15 protein-coding genes and 1 tRNA gene are annotated in these 19,818 nt (G+C 64.6%); 3 read left to right on the top strand and 13 right to left on the bottom strand.

Features of this window, described 5'->3' with window-relative positions:
- Positions 1-12: 12 nt before the first annotated feature.
- The 5 genes from A6M56_RS12145 to A6M56_RS12125 all read right to left on the bottom strand — a co-directional run bounded on the left by A6M56_RS12145 (position 13) and on the right by A6M56_RS12125 (position 8,343).
- On the bottom strand, positions 13-2,496 hold the full coding sequence (locus A6M56_RS12145; protein WP_102079862.1) for a fimbria/pilus outer membrane usher protein: 2,484 nt from the start codon (positions 2,494-2,496) through the stop codon (positions 13-15).
- A 94-nt stretch (positions 2,497-2,590) separates the two neighbouring features.
- Positions 2,591-3,109, bottom strand: a complete 519-nt coding sequence (locus A6M56_RS12140) for a fimbrial protein (protein WP_045787027.1) — start codon at positions 3,107-3,109, stop codon at positions 2,591-2,593.
- Between the two features lie 137 nt (positions 3,110-3,246).
- Positions 3,247-3,990, bottom strand: a complete 744-nt coding sequence (locus A6M56_RS12135) for a response regulator (RefSeq protein WP_233902578.1) — start codon at positions 3,988-3,990, stop codon at positions 3,247-3,249.
- 62 nt (positions 3,991-4,052) lie between these two features.
- Complete coding sequence (locus A6M56_RS12130) at positions 4,053-7,508, bottom strand: YadA-like family protein (protein ID WP_102079861.1); 3,456 nt, start codon at positions 7,506-7,508, stop codon at positions 4,053-4,055.
- 157 nt (positions 7,509-7,665) lie between these two features.
- Positions 7,666-8,343, bottom strand: a complete 678-nt coding sequence (locus tag A6M56_RS12125) for a response regulator (RefSeq protein ID WP_045787024.1) — start codon at positions 8,341-8,343, stop codon at positions 7,666-7,668.
- Between the two features lie 426 nt (positions 8,344-8,769).
- On the opposite strand from A6M56_RS12125, the gene A6M56_RS12120 reads away from it, so the two are divergent.
- Positions 8,770-12,144 carry a hybrid sensor histidine kinase/response regulator gene (locus A6M56_RS12120; protein ID WP_102079859.1) on the top strand — a complete coding sequence of 1,125 codons (3,375 nt, stop codon included), beginning with the start codon at positions 8,770-8,772 and terminating at the stop codon, positions 12,142-12,144.
- Positions 12,145-12,491: 347 nt separating this feature from the next.
- On the opposite strand, the gene A6M56_RS12115 is transcribed toward A6M56_RS12120, so the two are convergent.
- Positions 12,492-12,568 (bottom strand) — tRNA-Arg (locus A6M56_RS12115).
- 93 nt (positions 12,569-12,661) lie between these two features.
- Positions 12,662-12,862, bottom strand: coding sequence for a hypothetical protein (locus A6M56_RS12110; protein WP_082076316.1), 201 nt, complete (start codon positions 12,860-12,862; stop codon positions 12,662-12,664).
- Between the two features lie 364 nt (positions 12,863-13,226).
- On the opposite strand from A6M56_RS12110, the gene A6M56_RS12105 reads away from it, so the two are divergent.
- Positions 13,227-13,430 (top strand): hypothetical protein, encoded by a 204-nt coding sequence (locus A6M56_RS12105; protein WP_045787875.1) that lies wholly within the window; start codon positions 13,227-13,229, stop codon positions 13,428-13,430.
- A 10-nt stretch (positions 13,431-13,440) separates the two neighbouring features.
- On the opposite strand, the gene A6M56_RS12100 is transcribed toward A6M56_RS12105, so the two are convergent.
- From A6M56_RS12100 to wrbA, 3 genes are read right to left on the bottom strand one after another with little or no spacing between them, the layout of a single operon-like run.
- Positions 13,441-14,853: an FAD-binding oxidoreductase gene (locus A6M56_RS12100; protein ID WP_045787010.1), complete on the bottom strand. Its 1,413-nt coding sequence runs from the start codon at positions 14,851-14,853 to the stop codon at positions 13,441-13,443.
- A 6-nt stretch (positions 14,854-14,859) separates the two neighbouring features.
- Complete coding sequence (locus tag A6M56_RS12095; protein WP_045787009.1) at positions 14,860-15,252, bottom strand: DUF2069 domain-containing protein; 393 nt, start codon at positions 15,250-15,252, stop codon at positions 14,860-14,862.
- Positions 15,249-15,842 carry an NAD(P)H:quinone oxidoreductase gene (gene wrbA, locus A6M56_RS12090; protein WP_045787008.1) on the bottom strand — a complete coding sequence of 198 codons (594 nt, stop codon included), beginning with the start codon at positions 15,840-15,842 and terminating at the stop codon, positions 15,249-15,251. Before wrbA ends, A6M56_RS12095 begins: the two co-directional genes overlap by 4 nt.
- Positions 15,843-15,910: 68 nt before the next feature.
- Between wrbA and A6M56_RS12085 the strand changes: the two genes are divergently transcribed.
- The gene (locus tag A6M56_RS12085) at positions 15,911-17,227 is read left to right on the top strand and encodes a YihY family inner membrane protein (protein WP_045787007.1); all 1,317 of its coding nucleotides are present in this window, start codon (positions 15,911-15,913) and stop codon (positions 17,225-17,227) included.
- A gap of 9 nt (positions 17,228-17,236) precedes the next feature.
- On the opposite strand, the gene A6M56_RS12080 is transcribed toward A6M56_RS12085, so the two are convergent.
- From A6M56_RS12080 to A6M56_RS12070, 3 genes are read right to left on the bottom strand one after another with little or no spacing between them, the layout of a single operon-like run.
- Positions 17,237-17,554 carry an Mpo1-like protein gene (locus A6M56_RS12080; RefSeq protein ID WP_045787006.1) on the bottom strand — a complete coding sequence of 106 codons (318 nt, stop codon included), beginning with the start codon at positions 17,552-17,554 and terminating at the stop codon, positions 17,237-17,239.
- 25 nt (positions 17,555-17,579) lie between these two features.
- On the bottom strand, positions 17,580-18,404 hold the full coding sequence (locus tag A6M56_RS12075; protein WP_045787005.1) for an alpha/beta fold hydrolase: 825 nt from the start codon (positions 18,402-18,404) through the stop codon (positions 17,580-17,582).
- Positions 18,404-19,738 carry an O-acetylhomoserine aminocarboxypropyltransferase gene (locus tag A6M56_RS12070; RefSeq protein WP_045787004.1) on the bottom strand — a complete coding sequence of 445 codons (1,335 nt, stop codon included), beginning with the start codon at positions 19,736-19,738 and terminating at the stop codon, positions 18,404-18,406. The genes A6M56_RS12075 and A6M56_RS12070 overlap by 1 nt, the downstream gene beginning before the upstream one ends.
- Positions 19,739-19,818: the final 80 nt, after the last annotated feature.

The raw sequence follows: 19,818 nt of genomic DNA, 5'->3' as shown, positions 1-19,818 counted from the left end.
AAGCGGATCGGATCATGAAGGTTTCCTCTCAGAAATATCGGCGCCCGCCGTGCAGGGCAGGGCAATGGGATCAGGGGTGAGCGTGAGTGCGGCAGGCACGTCGGCCACATCGCACAGGCGCTTGTCCGACTGCCTGACAGAAAGCACGGTGCCGGGGCGCACGCCGGCCAGATAAACGACACCATGTTCGCCAACGATGCCCAGCTCCTTGCCGGTTCCCACGTCCACGACAGAAGCGCCGAAAGGAACGGCCTTGCCCGCCGCGTCGGTGAGCGCGACAAGTACGTTGCTTCCGTGCGTGGTGTCGAAGCGCAGGAAGCCGATGGCGCCATCCGTCAGGACGACGCGCTGGACTGGGTTGTTCACCGTGGTCTCCAGCGACGTGCGCTGCGTGTTGATGCGCGCGTCGTAGATGTTGAATGGCGCGACGGAGCCGATCACGGCATAGCCGCGCGAGTCTGTCCGCGCCTGCGTGCCGGCAAAGGCCACGCCGGGTACGCCGTCTGCGGAGACGAGCAGACGGGTGTCGCCGTTCATCCCCATGGCATGCGCGGCGACGCCATACCGGGTGGCCACCAGCGAGCCATCGAGTTCGAGCGATGCCGCGCGATAGGTATCGCCCGTGGCGGATGCCTGCGCGTTGACCTGCATGGTGCTGGTCTGCTTGCGCAGGTTTGCGGCCAGTGATGCGCGCCCATTCGTGGCGCCCGTGTATGCGGCATAGCTCAGCCCCTGGTCGTCGCTGCCCGAGTAGCCCGTACTGAAGTTCAGGCCGCCGGCGCCGGACGTCGTGACGCTGGACGACGCCACCTGCCGGTTCCCAAGCGGGATCGTCATCGCGAGGAACACCTGGTTGCTTCCGCCCGCAAAACCGCGTGTGTGGTACGCAGAAAAATTCAGCGATACGTTGTGCAGACTGCCGAGTGAGACCGTTCTGGCAAGCGTCAATCCGATGCGGTCGTCCGGCGTCCGATCCCAATAGCTGGTCCGGTCGTATGTCAGGAAGGTCGAAAGCATGCCGAGGCGCTTGGCCAATGAAACCGAAACGCGTTGACGGCTGCCGGCCAACCCGGCCACCGTCGGATCTCCGAAGAACTGGGGAAAGCTCGTGTAGGTACGGTCCGAGAATCGATAGCCGAAGAAGCGCAGATCCGAATCCAGGGTGTCGAAGTGCTTGGCGTAGTTGAATCGATAGGAGCGTCCGGTCTGCGTCTCGCCGCTCCACCACAGGTGCGCGCGCGCGTAGGTTACGTCGGCAGAGACGGCGCCCAGTTTGCCGAGATTCTTGCCGGCGCCCAAAGCAATGGAGCCGTATCCGGACGCGCCGATGCCGCCGCCGTACAGCGTCACTTCATGCGGCAGCCCGTACGCCACTTCAGCAAATCCGAAGACCGGCGTGATGCCGTTGCCGCCAAAGAGCCGCGGCGTGCCCGTTGCGGCCTTGTAGCGCAGCTCACCCTCGCGCGCGAGGAAGGGCACTGCGGCGGTGGTGACGGTAAAGCGCTGCTCCGTGCCATCTTCTTCCTGCACGGTCACATCCAGCGTGCCTTGCACATTTGCCGAAAAATCCTGCAGCGAAAACGCGCCGGGCGGTACCCGCGTCGCATACAGCACGCGGCCCTGCTGCGAGACCGTCACCGTGGCATAGGTGCGCGCAACGCCGGTAATGGGTGCTGCGTAGCCCCGCATGCCCGGCGGCAGCATGCGGTCGTCGCTCTGCACGGCTGCGCCGGTCAGTGCAAAGGTGTCGAAGATGTCGGAGTTCAGGTAGGTCTGCCCGAGCGATACCGTCGAGCGGATCGTCGGGAGCGCCCGATATGCATACAGCCGGTTGAACTGGAATGTACTGGACGATCCACCAAAATCGGACGCCGCGCCGGAAGCCAGCTGAGCCTGGTAGTCGCCTCGAACGCGCCATGCCCCGGCGTTTGCGCCAACCGTGCCGTAGCCTTGTAGCGTGGTCGTGTGTCCGGACTGACTCTGCTGGGTGGTGCCGATGAGCCGGTAGTCGAGCATCGCTCCGGGGATGCCATCGCTCCAGCGTTGCGGCGGGACGTAATTCGCATCCGCATATTCGAGTGCGGCCTGCGGGACTGAAATCAGCAAGCGGCCCGATGCCTTGTCATGCCGGACGACGGCGCCGTCGATGCTGGTGAGGTCAACGCACTTGCCATCCTGGGTGATGTTCAGCGACTTTGATACCCCGGGCTTCAGATCGAACTGGGCGACCAGGGCTGATGGCAGGCATGCCCGCGTGTTGTCGCCCGGTGCCGCCACGAATTCAATCTGCTCTCGGGAAAGCAACTGCCCATTGAAGACAACGTCGAGCAGATAGGCGCCGGGCGGCGTGTAATCGGCGCGCGCGAATTGCGTCAGATCCACATCGCTCGCGCCGTCGATGCTGAGGAACGAGGTATTGAATTCAGTGGCGCCGGCGTCTGCAGCCAACCAGATGGCCGCAATGCTGGCGCAGAGGATCCGTTGCTTGAAGTTCACGTCTGAATGGGCCGGCGGTTTCTCCGGCGAGCAAGGAGTGGGCAAGAAAAAGGGGGCTTGCGCCCCCTCTGCCGCTCAGGCTGAAAAGATCGCTTTACTGGTAGCGCACCGTGAAGTTGGCGACCGAGTTGGCCAGGCCGGGGGTGACGGTGGCTGCGGTCGACTCGTACATCGCCGCGAACTGCACCGTGTTGTTGCCGTTGGACAGAACGACCGGTGCCTTTTGCTCGGCGCCGTTGTCCAGGTATTCACCCGAGGCGGTCTGCAGGCGTACGCCGACGTTGGCAGCGCTGCCCGTGGTTGCGAACAGGCCCGGGGTGACGGTGTCGGCCGTGCCCGTGAACGTGAAGTACGCGTTCTTGGCCGTGCTGGTGTCGCAGTCCGTCAACTGGATGTTGAAGGGCGTCGCCTGCGAGCGGTCGCCGAGCTTGCTGAACAGGTTGGCCGGCACTTGACCCAGCGAGACGGTTTGGTCGAGCGTGTCACCGCTGATGCCGCAGGCGCCGGCGACGATTTCGCCGTTGAAGGTGATGGTGCCCGGGTTGCCGTTGCCAGCAGCAAATGCGGAGGCGGAGAGTGCTGCGATAACGGCGGCTGCAAATGCTTGTTTCATAGGAGTGGAGACTTGTTGATGTTTGTCAGGGCCTGCACGGGATGTGCACGCAGGTTGATTATTGGAAATGCAGTCGGGCAGGAACATCAGTCCAGTACGAAATGCGTCGCGATGTCTCGTCGTAGCAACCCGGCAGGTCAGTGGTCTGTTGGCATGACTGGACGATTGGCAACGCGGTACTCCGCAGTCGTCTCCCAACCGAGTTCGAGGGCGTAGCGATAAAGGTCCGCCTCACGGTCGATACCCAGCTTGCGCATGGCAGAGACCTTCTGTGCGCTGATGGTCTGCTTGCCGCGTTCCAGGCGTTGCGCAATCTGGCCGACGGATAGGCCCGACACGAACAGACGGATGACCTGTTCTTCACGCACAGTGAGGGCTGGGCGTGCCTTTCCGCCGACACCGCGTGATCCATCAAGCGTTGCCTGCATGAGCGGTGACAGGTAGGTCCGCCCGCGCTCGACGCTGCGTATGGCCAGCGGGATATGCGACAGCTCGTCGGCCTTGCTGACGAGGCCGTGGATGCCTGTTGCCGCGAGTCTCGGGAGGATGGCGCCGTTGTCGAGCATGGTCAGCACAACGATGCGGAGCAGCGGATAGCGGCCCAGCAGAAAGCCCATCAACGGAATGCCGTCGCCGTAGTCGCCGCCCGGCATGGCGTAGTCGGTCAGGAGGACGTCGCACGGATAGCGATCCAGCAGCGCAACCATTTCGCTGGAGTTGCACGCTGTGCCGACGATCTCCATGTCGCCGGATTCTTCAATGATGGCGGTGACGCCCGCGACAACGACAGGATGGTCGTCCGCGAGCACAACTCGGATTCGTGCGTTCATTGGAATGGGGATGTTGCGGCGGAATGCGGAAAAAAGGCGGCGGTAGAACACCGCCGCCTCGTGGCGCAGACCGATCGCTGTTCAGGCTGGCCTGAGCAGCGCGGCAGCCTGGCTTACCACTGGTACGAGACGCCAGCGCCGTAGGTGCTGCCCGAGCCGCTGATGCTGGCGCCGAACTTGGCCTTGATGCGATCGCTCAGGCGGGTGCTCACGCCGATGGCCGATGCGGTATAGCCCTCGTACGTCGCCACCCCCACGCCCACGGCAATCGTCTTGCCAGCATCCACGTCCGGAATCATCGTGAGCGCCGTGGCGCCTGCAATGCCGGAGTAAGCCTTGCGCGACACATCGCCCAGCGCCTGCTGCACCATGCCGACCTTCTGGTCGGTGTAGCTGTTGGCGCCCGACACGGCCGCGTCCATGCTGCGCTTGTTCACGGCATCGGTGCTCATGACGGCATCTGCCACATTCGCCACGACACGCTCGCTGCCGACCGAGCCGACCGACACCGTGTTGTCGCGGTCGGTGGTCGAACCCGCGCCAAGTGCCACGCTGTTGTCGTGCTTGGCAGACGCACCCGCGCCGATGGCGACCGCGGTGTTGCCGGTGGCGCTTGCCGTGTTGGCTTGGTCGCCCGTCGTCGCCACGTGCGCGTTGGATGCGCCGGTGGAAATCACCTTCTCGATGGTCGTCACACGATCGCCGGTCTGGCCGATCGATACCGCCAGCCCATTCAGTGCATCGCCGACGGTGTTGTACGTCGTGTTGTTGAGCGTGTAGGTCGGTGCGACGAACGAGCCGTCCGGTGCGAAGCCCGCACCGCCGCCCAGCGAACCTGCCAGGCCGCGCAGTTGCCCCACGTTCGCAGCGTCCGTGTCGGCCATGCCGGCGCGCACATTGGACAGCAGCACTGGCGTACCGGCAGAGCCGAACGTCACAGAGGTGCGGTTGGAGCCGGCGTCGTACGTGACGGCGTCCAACGCGGTGCCGTTCTGGTCGATCAGGCCGGCTTGCTTGAGCTGTCGCAGGTTCACGGCGTCGGTGTCGGCCGCACCGTCGGCCACGTTGTGCAACTGCACGGGGCCGCTTGCCTGCGTGCCGCCGAGCGTCACGCTGTTGTAGTTGGCCGTACCGTCGGCATGCAGGTCGTAGGTCACCGCTGCAAGCGTATTGCCGTTGTTGTCGATCAGGCCCGTCTTCTTGAGCTGGCTCACGTTCACTGCATCGGTATCCGCGCTGCCTTCGGCCACGCCGGTCAGACGGCGTGCGCCTGCGGTGCCCGTGAAGTCGACCACGGTGCCGTCGGTGCCGCCAGCCACGGTGATGTTGCGCGTGGCCGCATCCTGCTGCACCAGGCCGATCGAACCCTGCCCAAGCTGCTGCTGCAGGTTGAGGATGTTGGTTTCGTTGTTGGTGACGCGACCGTCCAGGTTCACGATGTTGCTCTGTGCCGTCTTCAGGCCGCCGTCGATGGCGTCGAGTGCCGTGCCGACATCGTGCTGCGTTTCGCCCTGCACGTTGTAGGTCGGGCCCGACACCACACCGGTGTTGGCGTCAATCTTTGCACCGCCACCCAGGCTCGCGATGACGGGCGTGAGCTGTTGAACGTTGACCGCGTCGGTCGCTTGGTTACCGTTGGCCACGTTGACGATCTGGCGGGTGCCATTGCCGCCCATGCCCCAGCCGACGGAGACCACGTTGTCGCGGTCGGCCACCGAGTTGGCCCCCAGGGCTACCGAGTTTTCGCCGGTGGCGCTCGCGTTCGAGCCGATCGCCACGCCGTAGGACCCGGCGGCGACCTGGGCTTTGTCGCCCTTGTTGCTCCAGCCGTCTGCCTGGAAATAGGCCGTATCCGTCGCGCTCGACTTGGCGATTTCCGTTCGCAGTTGCTGCACGTTCACCGCGTCGGTATCGGCCACGCCGCTGCTGATGTTGGCCAGCGTGCGGGTATTGCCGTTCTTGTCGGCAAAGTTGACGCGCACGCCGTCGGTGGCGGCACCCACCGTCAGGTCTGCGCCGGCTGTGGCTTGTTGCACCAGGCCGATCTGCCCGGAAGAGATCTGGTCGCCCAGCTGCGTCACGTTGTTGCTGACGTTCGTAATCTGGTTGCCAAGCTGCGTGGCAGTGTCGTTCAGTTGGCGGACGTTGACTGCATCGGTGTCGGCCGTGCCAGCAGCGAGATTCGTGATCTGACGCTGATTAGTGTCGGAGCCCACCGAGATGGTGTTGCTGCGCGTGTTCGTGCTGTTCGAGCCCAGCGCAACTGCGTCGGTTACGTTGGCGGCGACAGTGGCACGGTAGCCAATGGCGCTCGAGTTTGCGGCGCTGGCATTGACATTAGCGGCTCCGCCAATGGCAACCGCACCCTGCGCGGCTGCGCTGGAGTTCGTGCCCATGGCGAACGAGTTGCCACCTGATGCGTTGGACGCGTAGCCGATCGCGGTCGCATTGTTGCCGCCGGCCGTTGAACCGCTGCCGACCGCAGTGGCGCCGTTGGCAGCCGCGCGGGCGTTCGAGCCGAACGCGTTGGCTGAGTTGCCGCTGGCGTAAGCAGCTTGCCCCACTGCGAGCGAGTTCGGCCCTGCCGGCGTGGCGGCGGCTGCGCCCGTGTTCTCGAAGGCGGAGATGAAGCGGCTGCGGTCCGTCAGGTTTTGGATTGCCGTCGTGTGCTGCGTCACCGTTGCGTTGACGGCGTTCAACTGCGCCACGTTCACGGCATCGGTGTCAGCCGTACCTGCGGCAACGTTGGTGATCTGGCGCTGAGCCGTGCTGGAGCCGACGGACACCGTGTTGGCACGATCGGCGATGCTCGCCTGGCCCAGTGCCACGCTGCCCGCAACGGCCGACGTGTTGGCACCCAGCGCCATGGCGTTGTCACCAGTGGTCTTGGCTGCCGAGCCCAGGGCAACCGATTTGTCACCGGCAACGGTGACGCTGCGGCCGAATGCCATCGAATCAACGCCTTGTGCGTTGGCGCTGTAACCAAGTGCGAAGGAATTGGTACCGGTTGCCTTAGCGCCGCTGCCCACCGCTACGCTGGCGTCGCCGGTTGCAGACGAGTTGGTGCCAAGCGAGAGCGCATTGGTGGCGCTTGCTACTGCGCTCTGGCCAATGGCAGTTGCCCAGCCGCCGGTTGCTTTGGCGCCGGCACCGATGGCTTGCGACCAGCTACTTGCCGTCGCATATGCACCGATGGCGACACTGTTTGCGCCAGTCGTACTGGCATGGTCACCGATCGCCGTTGTCGCGCCAGCGGTCGAGGATGCGCTGTTGCCGATGATCGTGCTGCATGCGGAGCCCGGCAGATAGCTGCTGTTACAACCGGCGGCGCTGCCGTCGGCGTTATCGCCAATGACCGTGTTGTTGGCATTGCCTTGCTGCGCGCCGTTGCCAGCAACGTAGGCGAATGCCTGCGTCGCGCCCAGCGCCAGCGTGACGGCTGCGAGAGCGATTGCGTGACGGACCAGTGCGCGTTGGCCGCCGGCCTTCGTGCGGCTCTTTGCGGTTTCGGATGCTGCCACCCACGTGCCGGTGGCGATGTTGAAGATGGTGCGATGCGTCTTGTTCATGGTGACTCCGTAGGTGTGTTGTTCCGACGGGTTCACTGTATTTTTTTGACGCAGTGCACACTATCTGACGAGTACTAAAACGCCCCGCATCCTGAACGGGGACGAGGCTTTTCGTACTTGTACGAGTTGCCGCGGCTCTGAGGGATGAGGGGGCCGCTCAGGCCTGCTCTTCAGGGGATTGCGGCGTCGCTGCCGATACCAGGCCGGTCTCGATTGCGTACCGGAACAGGTCGACATCGCGCTCGATGCCGAGCTTGCGCATGGCCGTCGACTTCTGCGTGCTGACGGTCTGTTTGCTCCGGTGCAGGCGCTGTGCGATCTCGTTCACGGACAGACCGGAGACGTACAAGCGAAGGACTTCGCTTTCCCTGCGGGTGAGCGCTTGGTCGCCGTCGCCTTGTACGCGTTTCGCAGCGTCCAGGGCTGCACGTGTGGTGGGCGAGAAATACGGCTGGCCCTGCATCGCCGCATGGACGGCAGGAATGATGTGCGAGAGATCGTCCGACTTGCTCAGAACGCCATGCACGCCGGCCGCGGCAATGGCCGACAGAATGGCGGGGTTGTCCATCATGGTCAGCACGATCACTTTCATGGCCGGATACCGGCGCATGACGAACGAGAGCAGCGGGATGCCGTCGCCGTATGCCCCGCCCGGCATGGAGTAATCCGTTACGAGCACATCGCACGCGTGCGTATCGAGAAAGGCGACCATCTCGGTAGAGCTCCGCGAGGTGCCGACAATCTCGATGCCATGCGCGTTTTCGACGGCGACTTTCACCCCGAGAATGATCGCAGGATGATCGTCAGCAAGCAGCAGCCGAATACGCTCGTTCATGGAAATCCCCGGTGGTGCGTTGGTTTTGCGTTGGGATATGGCACCTAAGTCGGCTCTACGGCCTTTGCATCCCATTGCGCGATGAGCGCGCGCCTTCCATGCGGAGAGGCATACAGGAAGGCGTTGAGATGCAGTATAAAACGCCGTCGCTGTTCGCAGGGCAACTGCGCAAACGCCAGCAGTGCTTGTGCGGATTGCGATGAGATGGGTGCGAGAGACTGTGTCGGCGCAGCCAGTTTGGCATCCATGATGAGCGGTCCAACGTTGCGGGAACGTTCATTCTCCGCGCCTTGTTGCGCTCCGCTAATAGGACATAGTCGAAATCGCTTCGGCACGTAGGACAAGTACGAACTTTCGGGCTTGGATGCGCACAGCGCGCACGATTTCAATAAAGTAGTGGTTCGGCATCCCTACCACCTACAGATCATGACCACTGAAACGCAACCTTGGTATCGCCGGGTACCCCGTTTCAAAGAGCTTGGTGCACTGGGCCTCATGCAGCGCGGCATGTTGTTCGGCGGCGCGGTTGTCCTGTCACTTGTGATGGTGGGAGTCGCCGGGCTCGCGACCTATGCGAAGGTTTCAAACTACATTGCCGCCGGGCGAGAGATTTTTCTCACGCACAAAGCGCTGCTGCTGATCGACGTTGAGACGAAGCAGGCAGCGCTGCAGCGCGGTGTGATCAACGCCGAGTTTCTCTGGAGCGAGCACCGCCCGGCGCGAGAGGCACTGCTACGCGACTTCAGGATGCAAGGTGGCCGTGCCTACCTCAGGGCGAGTCCTGAGCTGGAAGCGCAGCTATCGATGGGCGATATCGAGCAGAAGCGCCCAGAGAGCTACAGCAACTACCTGGCGTTCAGCGAGGAACAGGCGTTTACCGCCAGCGCCAGTGCTCGGCAGCGCGGCAGGCCGTTGACCGGCTACTACTACTCTCCAGACGAACGCTTCATCACGATCATGCCGCCGCCGCGCTCGGGCGACCCGATGCGCGACGTCAAGGCGCATTCCCTTGCCGAACTCATTCACCTGCTTGCAAAGGACGTTGGCGATCTGAACGACCCTGAAGTCGATCGCCGCCTGCTGGAAACACGCAAGGTGACCTGGGTGGCGCCGCACGTCGACCCGTTTACCGGAGACAGCGTTTTCAAGCTTGTGCAGCCTGCGTTTGAAGGGGGCAAACCTTTCATCGTCTTCGTCAGTGACCTGCCGGTGAAGGTCCTGGCGGACCGCCTTGCCCAGGCGCCTTATGACGGCAACATGCTGCTGCTGTCCAAGGGGGGAGACGTGCTGCTGGAGGGCATCGGCAGCAAAGCCACGTCGACGGAAGCCGCTCGTGCCCTCACGACGAAGGTTGTGAAAGACCGCATGTGGGAGCGCGGGCTGGTTCGTCCGGACAGCAGTTATCACGACGGCATTTTCACCATCAGTGAGCCGCTCTCCGAAACCGGCTGGGTGTTGGTGTACACCTATTCGTGGCGAACGATTCTGAACGCGCTGCGTGAGCCGCTGCTTGCCTATGCGGCGGCGTTGTTCATCGTGCTGGCCGTGCTCTGGAGTTTTGTCCTGCTGTTTCACTACCGCGTGTTTCAGCCAGCGTACCGGCGGTCCTTGCGGGTGTTCGAAAGCGAAAACCTGAGCCGCACCATCATTGGTGCTGCGCCTGTCGGACTCAGTCTGGTGGCGCTCGACTCCGGCGCCCCGCTGCTGCAGAACGATGTCGCCGGCCAGTATCGGGCAGGTGGGCAGCCTTTGCACAGGCGGCTCCTTGACGCCTACGGCGCGGGGCAGGCCAAAGCCGCCGCCGTCGTCAGTCAGGACATCGAAGTCGATGGACCGGATGGCCGGCCGGCTGAACTGCACGTCGATCTTCTGCCCACCAAATATCAGGGCGAGGATGCGTTGCTTTGCAGCTTTGTCGACATCACCTCGCGCAAGCAGACGCAGCGTGCGTTGGAAGAAGCCCGCGCGGCGGCAGACGCTGCGAACCGCGCAAAGTCTTCGTTCCTGGCGATGATGAGCCACGAGATCCGTACGCCGCTGAACGCGATTCTGGGCAACCTCGAACTCATTCAACGCTCGCATGCCTTGCAGGGGGTGGAGCGAGACCGCCTGAATGTGGTGGCCGCGTCGTCCCATACGCTGGTTGCGTTGATCGACGATATTCTCGATTTCTCGAAAATCGAAGCTGGCCAGATGCAGCTGGAGTCCATCGCTTTTGACGTGGTGGACGTTGTGGAATCCGTGATCGCGGTCTTTCTTCCGGTTGCCGAAGCGAAGGGGCTTGCGCTCTATTACCAGATCGACCCTACCGTCGCACAACGTTATGTGGGCGACCCAACGCGCTTGCGACAGATCCTCAACAACTTGCTGAGCAATGCCATCAAGTTCACGCAGGCTGGGTCCGTCAGGGTTGGCGTGCAGTTGCCGCGCAAACAAGGCGGGCAGGCTCGACTCGCCTTCAGCGTGACGGACACCGGCATCGGTATTTCGGCTGACAAGCAGGAAGCACTGTTTCAGCCGTTCGTGCAGGCGGATACGTCCATTACGCGCCAGTTTGGCGGCACCGGGCTGGGGCTGGCCTTATGCCGGCGGCTTGCAGAACTGATGAGCGGGGCTGTGAGGGTAGAGAGTGCGCCAGGGAGCGGCTCCACATTCACGGTAGAGCTGGTGCTGGATGCGCCTACCGCATCCGAAAGCCCGACGCAGCCGCTCAGAGGCCTGTCCGTATCGTTTCTATGTGAGGACGAGACCTGGAAGCAGGCGCTTGTCCCGCATCTACAGGCTTCAGGTGCCAACGTGCGCGTGAGCGCGCGCCCCACCGACCTTGCGGGCGAGTGCGACGTGCTGCTGATTCATCACAGCGACGCGCGTTGGCTTCTTGCCGATGAGGATGCGTTGGTCCGCCGTGCCCAGCGCGTTGTAGATGTGCTTGATGATGGTCCGCGTGAGCCTGTGACCGAGCGCGGTCGAACCGTGGTGTCGAGCTATAGCCTGCGCAACCTGCTACAGGCGTTGCGCACGTCTGCACCAAAGATGCAGGCATTCGAAGAACAGCCTGGGGAGGCCGACACCCAACCTCACGCAGCACTGCGTGTGCTGGTCGCAGAAGACAATCCGGTGAACCGTCTGCTGCTGCGTGACCAACTGAAGACGCTCGGGCATGACGTCACACTCGCAGCAAGCGGCGGCGAAGCACTGGAGCGATTCAATGCCGCGCAGTACGACGTCGTGTTGACCGATCTGAGCATGCCGGGGATGGACGGGTTTGCCCTGTGCCGGACGCTACGGAATCAGGGGACGACCGTGCCTGTGCTGGCAGTGACCGCGCATGCGAGCGCCGAAGAGCGTTTGGCATGCGAGGCGGCCGGCATGAACGACATGCTCGTCAAGCCGTTGTCGATCGAGGCGCTTGCGCAAGCATTGAGCGGCATTGCGGTAAGCAAGGCAGCTGTCATGCAGCATGCAGTGGCCCAAGCCCCAGTCGAAGGTGGGAGCAGAGGCATCAGGCCGCTATCGCAGGAAATCTGGTCGGCGCTGACCTCGTCGTTCCGAACGTCTGTGAGCGAGGCGCGGGCGGCCATCGAGGCCTCGGACTATGGCCGAGCCGCGAAGTCTCTGCATTTCATCAAGGGCGGCTTTGCGGTGGTGGGTGAAGTGTCGTTGACCGAGGCTTCACACGCGCTGGAGACCCTGTTGCTGAATGGGGGCGACCGGGACGCCATCCTGACGCGTTTGCAAGGCCTTGTGGAAGATGCGGAGCGCATGTTCGCGAAACGGGAGCCGGTGCCACGGCCATCGTAGCGGCTGGAGTTCGGTCTAAAAGTTAACAAAAGCCCAAATTGCCCTGCTCGCGTTCGTCACTGCAGCTCCCCCGCTGCAACCCGTACATGAAGGTGAACCAGCGCCGTCGACGTTCGTACCGGTCAATCAACAAGCGAAAGCTGGTCCGCTCGGACAATGAGGGGCACGACAATGTTCTTGGACGCGATGTCCGGTGCGCCCGTGCAGGATTGCCCAGGCGCAGCACCGCTCTGCTGGCTCGGGTGGGGTGTCCCCAGAACTCTCGTGAATTTGCTTACAACACAGTTACACGGCGAAAGTCCCGAAATCGAGTTGCCTCGAGTTTCTGTGTAACTCATTGATTTTCTTGGCCTGCCCAGAGGGATTCGAACCCCCGACCGTCGGCTTAGAAGGCCGATGCTCTATCCAGCTGAGCTATGGGCAGATCTGCATGGGCTGCCCAGACGTGCCAGCGCGGCCTCCGGTCTGGGTTTGCCTGGGAGGCCGCGATTCTAACAGATGGGGTTGGCGCCGCGCGTCAGTGCTGGGGCGGAATTTCCGGAGGGACTTCGCCCGGCGGCAGCTCGATCGGAGGGGTCTTCGGTTCGGGGTCGTGGACAGGGTCGTGCGCGGGCTCGTCGGGCGGCGGCATTTCCGGCGGCGGATGCGGCGGCTGCTCAGACGGCTGCGGTGGCGTGATGTGGGCGCGGCGGGTCGGGTGAGGCAGGGAGGGATGCATGGACGGCTCCATAACAAGGCGAATGGCAGGGTTGCCCCAATCCGGTCCGCAAATGTCGTTCCCACGCATCATCCAAACGGTCATAGGTGGAATGCGTACCCCCCTTTTGGGGGGGATTCTTGATACATTTCGTGCCATCGCGTCGTGCTCCAGCATTGCGCGTCTACTCGAAATCCGTGCGACGACGCGGAACGACATGCCGACGCACGCCGACGAGCGTGGCGGATGCTTTGCGGTTTCGATGACCAGACGGGAAACCAAGGGGGAGTCTTGTTTGGCTGCCATGGAGTGATCCATGGGGCTGTTGTGTTTTGCCGGCAACAGGGCCGGCGAAGCCACGGTCTTGGGGCAGGGAGGAAACAACATGAGCACGCGTCATGCACGGCGCCCGGCGGGGGCGCCTCGTAGCACGTATATCCGCAGGGCCCAGGGCGGCCGCATTGGCGGCCGTTCCGGCGGCGCCGATCATCGCCTGCCGCCCACCGGCGTCCCGCGCCTGCTGCTGTGGATGCTGGCCGCCACGATCGCCCTGGCGGTCGTGAACGCCGTCTGGCGGCACTTCAACTGAGGGCGCCGCGTTACAGCACCTTTCCGGGGTTCATCAGGCCGCGCGGGTCCAGCGCCTGCTTGATGGCGCGCATGGCGGCCAGTTCGACGGCGCTCTTGTAGCGCGCGTTGTCCTCGCGCTTGAGCTGGCCGATGCCGTGTTCGGCAGAGATGGAGCCGCCGTGCGCGTGCACGCTGTCGTGCACGATGCGGTTGATGCCGCCCTGGTTAGCCAGGAAGGCGTCGTGCGCATGGCCTTCCGGCGGCGACACGTTGTAATGGAGGTTGCCGTCGCCGAGGTGTCCGAACGTCACCATGCGGATGTTCGGATAGGCCTGCGCCAACGCACGGTCCGTCACGTCGATGAAGTCTGCAATGCGCGAGATCGGCACGGCAATGTCGTGCTTGATGTTCTTGCCTTCCTCGGCCTGGGCCAGCGGGATGTGCTCGCGCAGGTTCCAGAAGTCGCGCGACTGGGCGACCGATTCGGCCACCGCCGCGTCGTCGATCACACCGCGCGCGAGCGCTTCTTCCATGAGCGATTCGAATAGCGCGCGGGCGTGCTCTTCGCTCTCGAGGTCGGACAGCTCCAGCAGCACGTATTGCGGATACCGCTGCGGGAACGGCACGCGCAGCTGCGGGTAGTGCTTGTGCACCAGATCCAGGCAGAACGCCGACATCAGCTCGAAGCCCGTCAGCAGCGTGCCCGCATGGCCTTGTGCCAGCGACAGGAACTCCAGCGCCTGACGCGGCGATTGCAGCGCCGCCAGCGCCGTCACCTTGGCGCGCGGTTGCGGAAACAGCTTCAGCATCGCTCCGGTGATGATGCCGAGCGTGCCTTCCGCGCCGATCAGCAAGTCGCGCAGGTCGTAGCCGGTGTTGTCCTTGCGCAGGCCTCGCAGGCCATTCCACAGTTCGCCGTTGGGCAGCACGGCTTCGATGCCGAGGCAGAGCTCGCGGGCGTTGCCGTAGCGCAGGACGGCGGTGCCGCCGGCGTTCGTCGCCAGGTTGCCGCCGATGGTGCAGCTGCCTTCCGCAGCCAGGCTGAGCGGGAACAGGCGCCCGGCATGGGCCGCGGCCTGCTGCACGTTGGCCAGGATGCAGCCGGCATCCACGGTGATGGTGTTGTTGACCGGGTCGACCGCACGCACACGCTGCAGACGCTGTAACGAGATCACCACGGCGTTGCCGGCCATGTCGGGCGTGGCGCCGCCGCACAGGCCTGTGTTGCCGCCTTGCGGAACGATCGGCACGCCGTGTTCGCCGCACAGTCGCACGAGCGCCGCGACTTCGTCCGGGCTGGCAGGACGCAGCACCGCACGCGCGCGGCCGGTGAAACGCTTGCGCCAGTCCGTCAGGTAGGGCGCCTGGTCTTGCGGCGCGGTCAGGACGTGCGCGGTGCCAATCGCATCAACGCAGGCTTGCAGGAACGCATCGTGGGTCATGGCCGATCAGGTTTGTTGGCGCGCGCGGGCCTTGGCGGCGCGCTTGAAGGGGCGCAGGTAGAAGATCGTCGCGCAGAAGAAGACCACGCTGAGCGTCACCTCGCCCCAGGCCAGGGCGCGCGACAGCCCCACGTCGGAAGTGGCGCGCACGATGCCTTCCGTAAAGAACAGCAGGATGAACATCGACGCCCACTGCATCGTGTAGTGGTTCCTGCGCAGCACGCCGGCCAGCGGCCACGCCAGCAGCAGCGCCTTGAGCGCGAGCCACGAGCCGCCGGGCCGCAAGGGGGCGAGCCACAACTCCCACGCAGCGCACAGCAGGATCAGCGCGATGAGGCTGCCCGCGCTGAGCCGTGCCAGGGCTGGAGACTCGACGGCGACAGGGTGGGCGGTGCTCATGCGGCGAGCTTCAGGGCGGTCTGTGCAAGCCGGCGGCCCATGGCCGTGGCCAGCGTGCGTTCGTGCGCGGTGAGCGGCGCGGTGTCGCCGCGATGCGCGACGTGAGACGGGCCGTACGGCGTTCCCCCGGCCTCGGTGGAAAGCAGTTCGCTGTGCTGATACGGCAAGCCGAGCAACACCATGCCATGGTGCAGCAACGGCAGCATCATCGAGAGCAGGGTGGTTTCCTGGCCGCCGTGCATGCTGCCCGTGGAGGTGAACACGCACGCCGGCTTGCCGGCCAGTGCACCCGCCAGCCACTGCGGTGTGGTGCCGTCCAGGAAATACTTCAGCGGTGCGGCCATGTTCCCGAAGCGTGTCGGCGAGCCCAGTGCCAGTCCAACGCATTCCTCCAGGTCGCGGACGTCCACATACGGTGGGCCGTCGTCAGGCACGTCGGGGTGCGTGGCCTCGCAGACGGCGGAGACCGCCGGCACGGTACGTACCCGTGCCTGCGCGCCGTCGACGCTTTCAATGCCTTGCGCGATGGCTTCGGCCAATGCGCGCGTGCTGCCGTGACGGCTGTAATACAGGACCAGGATATCTTTCATGACGAAGCGTTGAGAGCGTCGCGGTATTATAGTTGCGCCCCTTATTCCCGCCTCCCGCCTCATTTTTCATGCTTTTTGACACCCGAGCGCTTCGTCAATGGAATGCCGCCAAGCTGCGTGCGCTGGCGCGTTATGCGCTGCGCCGCGCGGGCGAGGACCGCCTGCCGCAGGTGGCGGGCAGCCTGACGTTTACGACGGTGCTGTCGCTCGTACCGATTCTGACGGTGGCGTTTGCGCTGTTCACGGCGTTCCCGATGTTCAAGAGCTTTCGCGCGGACATCGAGGGCTATATGTTCAGCAACCTGGTGCCGGGCAACATCAGCCGTCCGATCCTGATGTACCTGAACCAGTTCTCGTCCAATGCCAAGGGGCTGACGGCGGCGGGCCTGATCGGTCTGGTGGTGACGTCGGTCCTGACGATGCTGACGGTGGAGAACGCGCTCAACGCCATCTGGCGCGTGCGCCAACGGCGGCCGCTGGCGCAGCGCGTGCTGGTGTTCTGGGCACTGATGACCTTCGCGCCCGTGCTGATCGGCGCGAGCCTGTCGGTCAGTTCGTACCTGGTATCGATTTCGGCGGGTTACGTGAACAAGCTGCCGTTCGGGCTGGGCGTGATCGTCGGCGTCATCCCGATTCTGCTGTCGGCGATTGCGTTTGCGATGCTCTACGTATTTGTGCCGAACACCTACGTGGAGCGGCGCGATGCCTTGACGGCAGGCCTAGTTGCAGCCGTCGCGTTCGAGTTTGCAAAGCGGGGCTTCGGGGCCTACGTTGCGCACATCCCCACGTATACAGCTGTGTATGGCGCCTTTGCGGCGTTACCGATCTTCCTGACCTGGATCTACGTCAGCTGGCTCGTCACGCTGCTCGGTGCCACGATCGCCTCGACGCTGCCGATCATCCGCCGGGGCTATTGGCAGCGGCGCACGTTTCCGGGCAGTCAGTTCTTCGACGCGCTGGGCGTCCTGCTGCTGTTGTATCGAGCCCGCGAGCAGGCCCCCCGCACGCTGGCGGAGCGGGATATCGGCCGTCGCCTGCAACTCGAGTCCGACTACCTGACCGATCTGCTGACCCAGCTCAAGGCGCTGCACCTGATCGGCAAGCTGCAGCAGGATCGCGGCGATGCCCACTGGGCCCTGCTGTGCGACGCGCACACGACCACGCTGCGGCCGCTGTATGAAAAGCTGGTGCTGAATCTGCCGCGCTTGCCTCGAACGGCCCTGGCACGCCACCTCGGAGACACCGGGTGGCTGGTCGCTCAACTGCGGAATCCGGCGCTCGATGCCACCCTGCAGAGCGTCTTCACCGCTGGCGAACATGGCGTCGCGGCTGCGGCGCAAGCGGTCGAGGCAGACCAGCCTGCGGCTGCGGCGCTCAGCGCCTGAACCGACGGTTCAGAACGGGATTTTTCCCGTCCACATGTCGCGGTACATCACCCAGTCGCCCACGAGGCTGTAGAGCGGGTGCCGGAAGGTGGCGGGGCGGTTCTTCTCGAAGCCGAAGTGGCCCACCCACGCGAACCCGTAGCCGCTGATGACGGCGCCGAGCAGCCACCACAGGCTGCCGGTCAACACCAGCAACACCAAGCACACCAGCGCCACGGTCGACCCCGCGAAATGCAGGCGCCGGCAGGTGCGGTCCTGGTGTTCGCTGAGGTAGTAGGGGTAGAACTCGGCGAAGCTGCTGAAGCCGTGGGTGTCGGTGGTGGCCATGGTGCGTCTCCTGTGGGTGACGGGGCTACGCGGCGACGGCGTCTCGTTCGCGCGCAAAGGCGATCAGCGCGTCGAGTGTGCCGTCAGGGCATTCTCCCATGATCGCGTGCCCGCCGGGCAGCCCTACCACGCGGCTCCCAGGCAGGCCCGCGGCGACCTGGCGGCCGGCCTTCGCGGGCGTCATCTGGTCTTTTTCGCCGACGATCACGAGGGAAGGGCACTTCACTGCGGCCATGGCTTCCGCGCCACGCGCATAAGCGTTGCAGGCGGCGAAATCCGTGTAGAAGACCGGTGCCTCGGAGCCGCGGGCGACGCGCTCCATCAGCCGCTGGCTGCCGCCATGCATCCAGAAACCCGGCCCCGGCGCAGACGGCTTGTTGGCCAGGCTGGAATGCGACCATGCATTCACCATGTCGATGGCGCTCGCGGTGTTGTTGCGCGCCGCGTCCAGCAGCGCATCCGACACCTTCATCGGCCATGCCGTGGCCACCAGCGCAATACGGCGCACGCGATCGGCGTATCGCGCAGCGCACTCCAGCGCAATCAGCGAGCCCATGCTGTGCCCGACCACGATCACGGGCTGCGTGACGCCGGCTGCCTGCACGACGGCCATTACCCAGTCGGCCATGGCCTCCACCGTCTGCAGCGGGGCGCCGGTGCTACGCCCGTGGCCTGGCAGGTCCACCGCCAGCACGCTGAAGCCGTGGTGCGCAAACCAGCGCGTCTGCAGTCCCCAGACGGAATGATCGTTCTGCGCACCATGCACGAACACCACGCAGGGCAGTTCGGCGTTGAACGGCTTGCCGCCGGTGTAGGCGTAGGCACGCTGGCCTTGTACGGTGAATTCCATCAGCGGGCTCCGGTCGTGGTGGACGCGGCCTTGCCGGGCGCGGCGGACATCGCGCGCTCGGCGGCCTTGAGACCGCGCTTGAGGTCGTCGATCAGGTCGTCGGCATCTTCCAGGCCGATCGACAGCCGGATCGTGCCCTCGCTGATGCCGGCCCCGGCCAACGCATTTGCGTCCATGCGGAAATGCGTGGTCGACGCCGGATGAATCACCAGCGACCGCGCATCGCCCACGTTGGCCAGGTGCGAGAACAGGCCCAGCGATTCGATGAACTGCTGGCCCGCACGCCGGTCTCCCTTGAGATCGAAGCTGAAGACGGCGCCGCTGCCGCGCGGCAGCAGGCGCTTGGCGAGCGCATGGTCGGGGTGCGATTCGAGCTCCGGGTAGGCGACCGACGCCACCATCGGATGGCTCGCCAGGAAGGCGGCCACGCGGCGTGTGTTCTCCACGTGCCGGGCCATGCGCAACGGCAGCGTTTCAATGCCCTGGAGCAGCTGCCAGGCCGCCATCGGGTTCATGCAGGCACCGAAATCCCGCAGGCCCTCGCGGCGGGCGCGCAGCAGGAAAGGCGCGACGGTGCTTTCCTCGGCGAAGACCATGTCGTGAAAGCCCGCGTACCGCTCGGTCAGTTCGGGATGCTTGCCGGCCGCAACGTAGTCGAAGGTCCCGCCATCCACCAGCACGCCGCCGATGGTCGTGCCATGGCCGCCGAGGAACTTGGTCGCCGAGTGGTAGACGAGGTCGGCTCCGTGTGCGAAGGGCTGCAGCAGCCACGGCGTGGTGAACGTCGAATCGACGAGCAGCGGCACACCCGCGTCATGCGCAATGGAGGCAATGGTCGGGATGTCGAGCACATCGAGCCTCGGGTTGCCGAGCGTCTCGCCAAACAGCAGCCGCGTGTTCGGCCGGATGGCGGCGCGCCAGCCGTCGATGTCGCCAGGCTTGACGAAGGTCGTCTCGATGCCGAAGCGGCGCAGCGTGTAATGCAGCAGGTTGTGCGAGCCGCCGTACAGCGCGGACGAGGCCACGATATGCGAACCCGCACCCATCAGCGTGACGATGGCCAGGTGCAGGGCCGCCTGGCCCGAGGCGGTGGCGATGGCGCCCACGCCGTTCTCGAGCGCCGCCATGCGCTCCTCGAACACGGCCACGGTCGGGTTGGAGATGCGCGAGTAGACGTGGCCCGCGCGTTCCATATTGAACAATGACGCCGCGTGTTCGCTATCGCGGAACACGAACGACGTGCTGAGGTGGATGGGCGTGGCGCGCGCGCCGGTGGCCGGGTCGGGCGCGGCACCAGCGTGCAGGGCCAGCGTGTCGAAGCGGGCTTTGGACATGGATTGAGGCACCCCGAAAGGGAGCGGAAGCAGGTTTGGACGGGGCATGCTAGCACTGCTCCCTGTTGCGGTGCATCTCG

This window comes from Ralstonia sp. RL (assembly GCF_001683835.1).
Classification (GTDB): Bacteria; Pseudomonadota; Gammaproteobacteria; order Burkholderiales; family Burkholderiaceae; genus Ralstonia; species Ralstonia mannitolilytica.
This window is presented reverse-complemented; position numbering and strand designations above follow the sequence as displayed.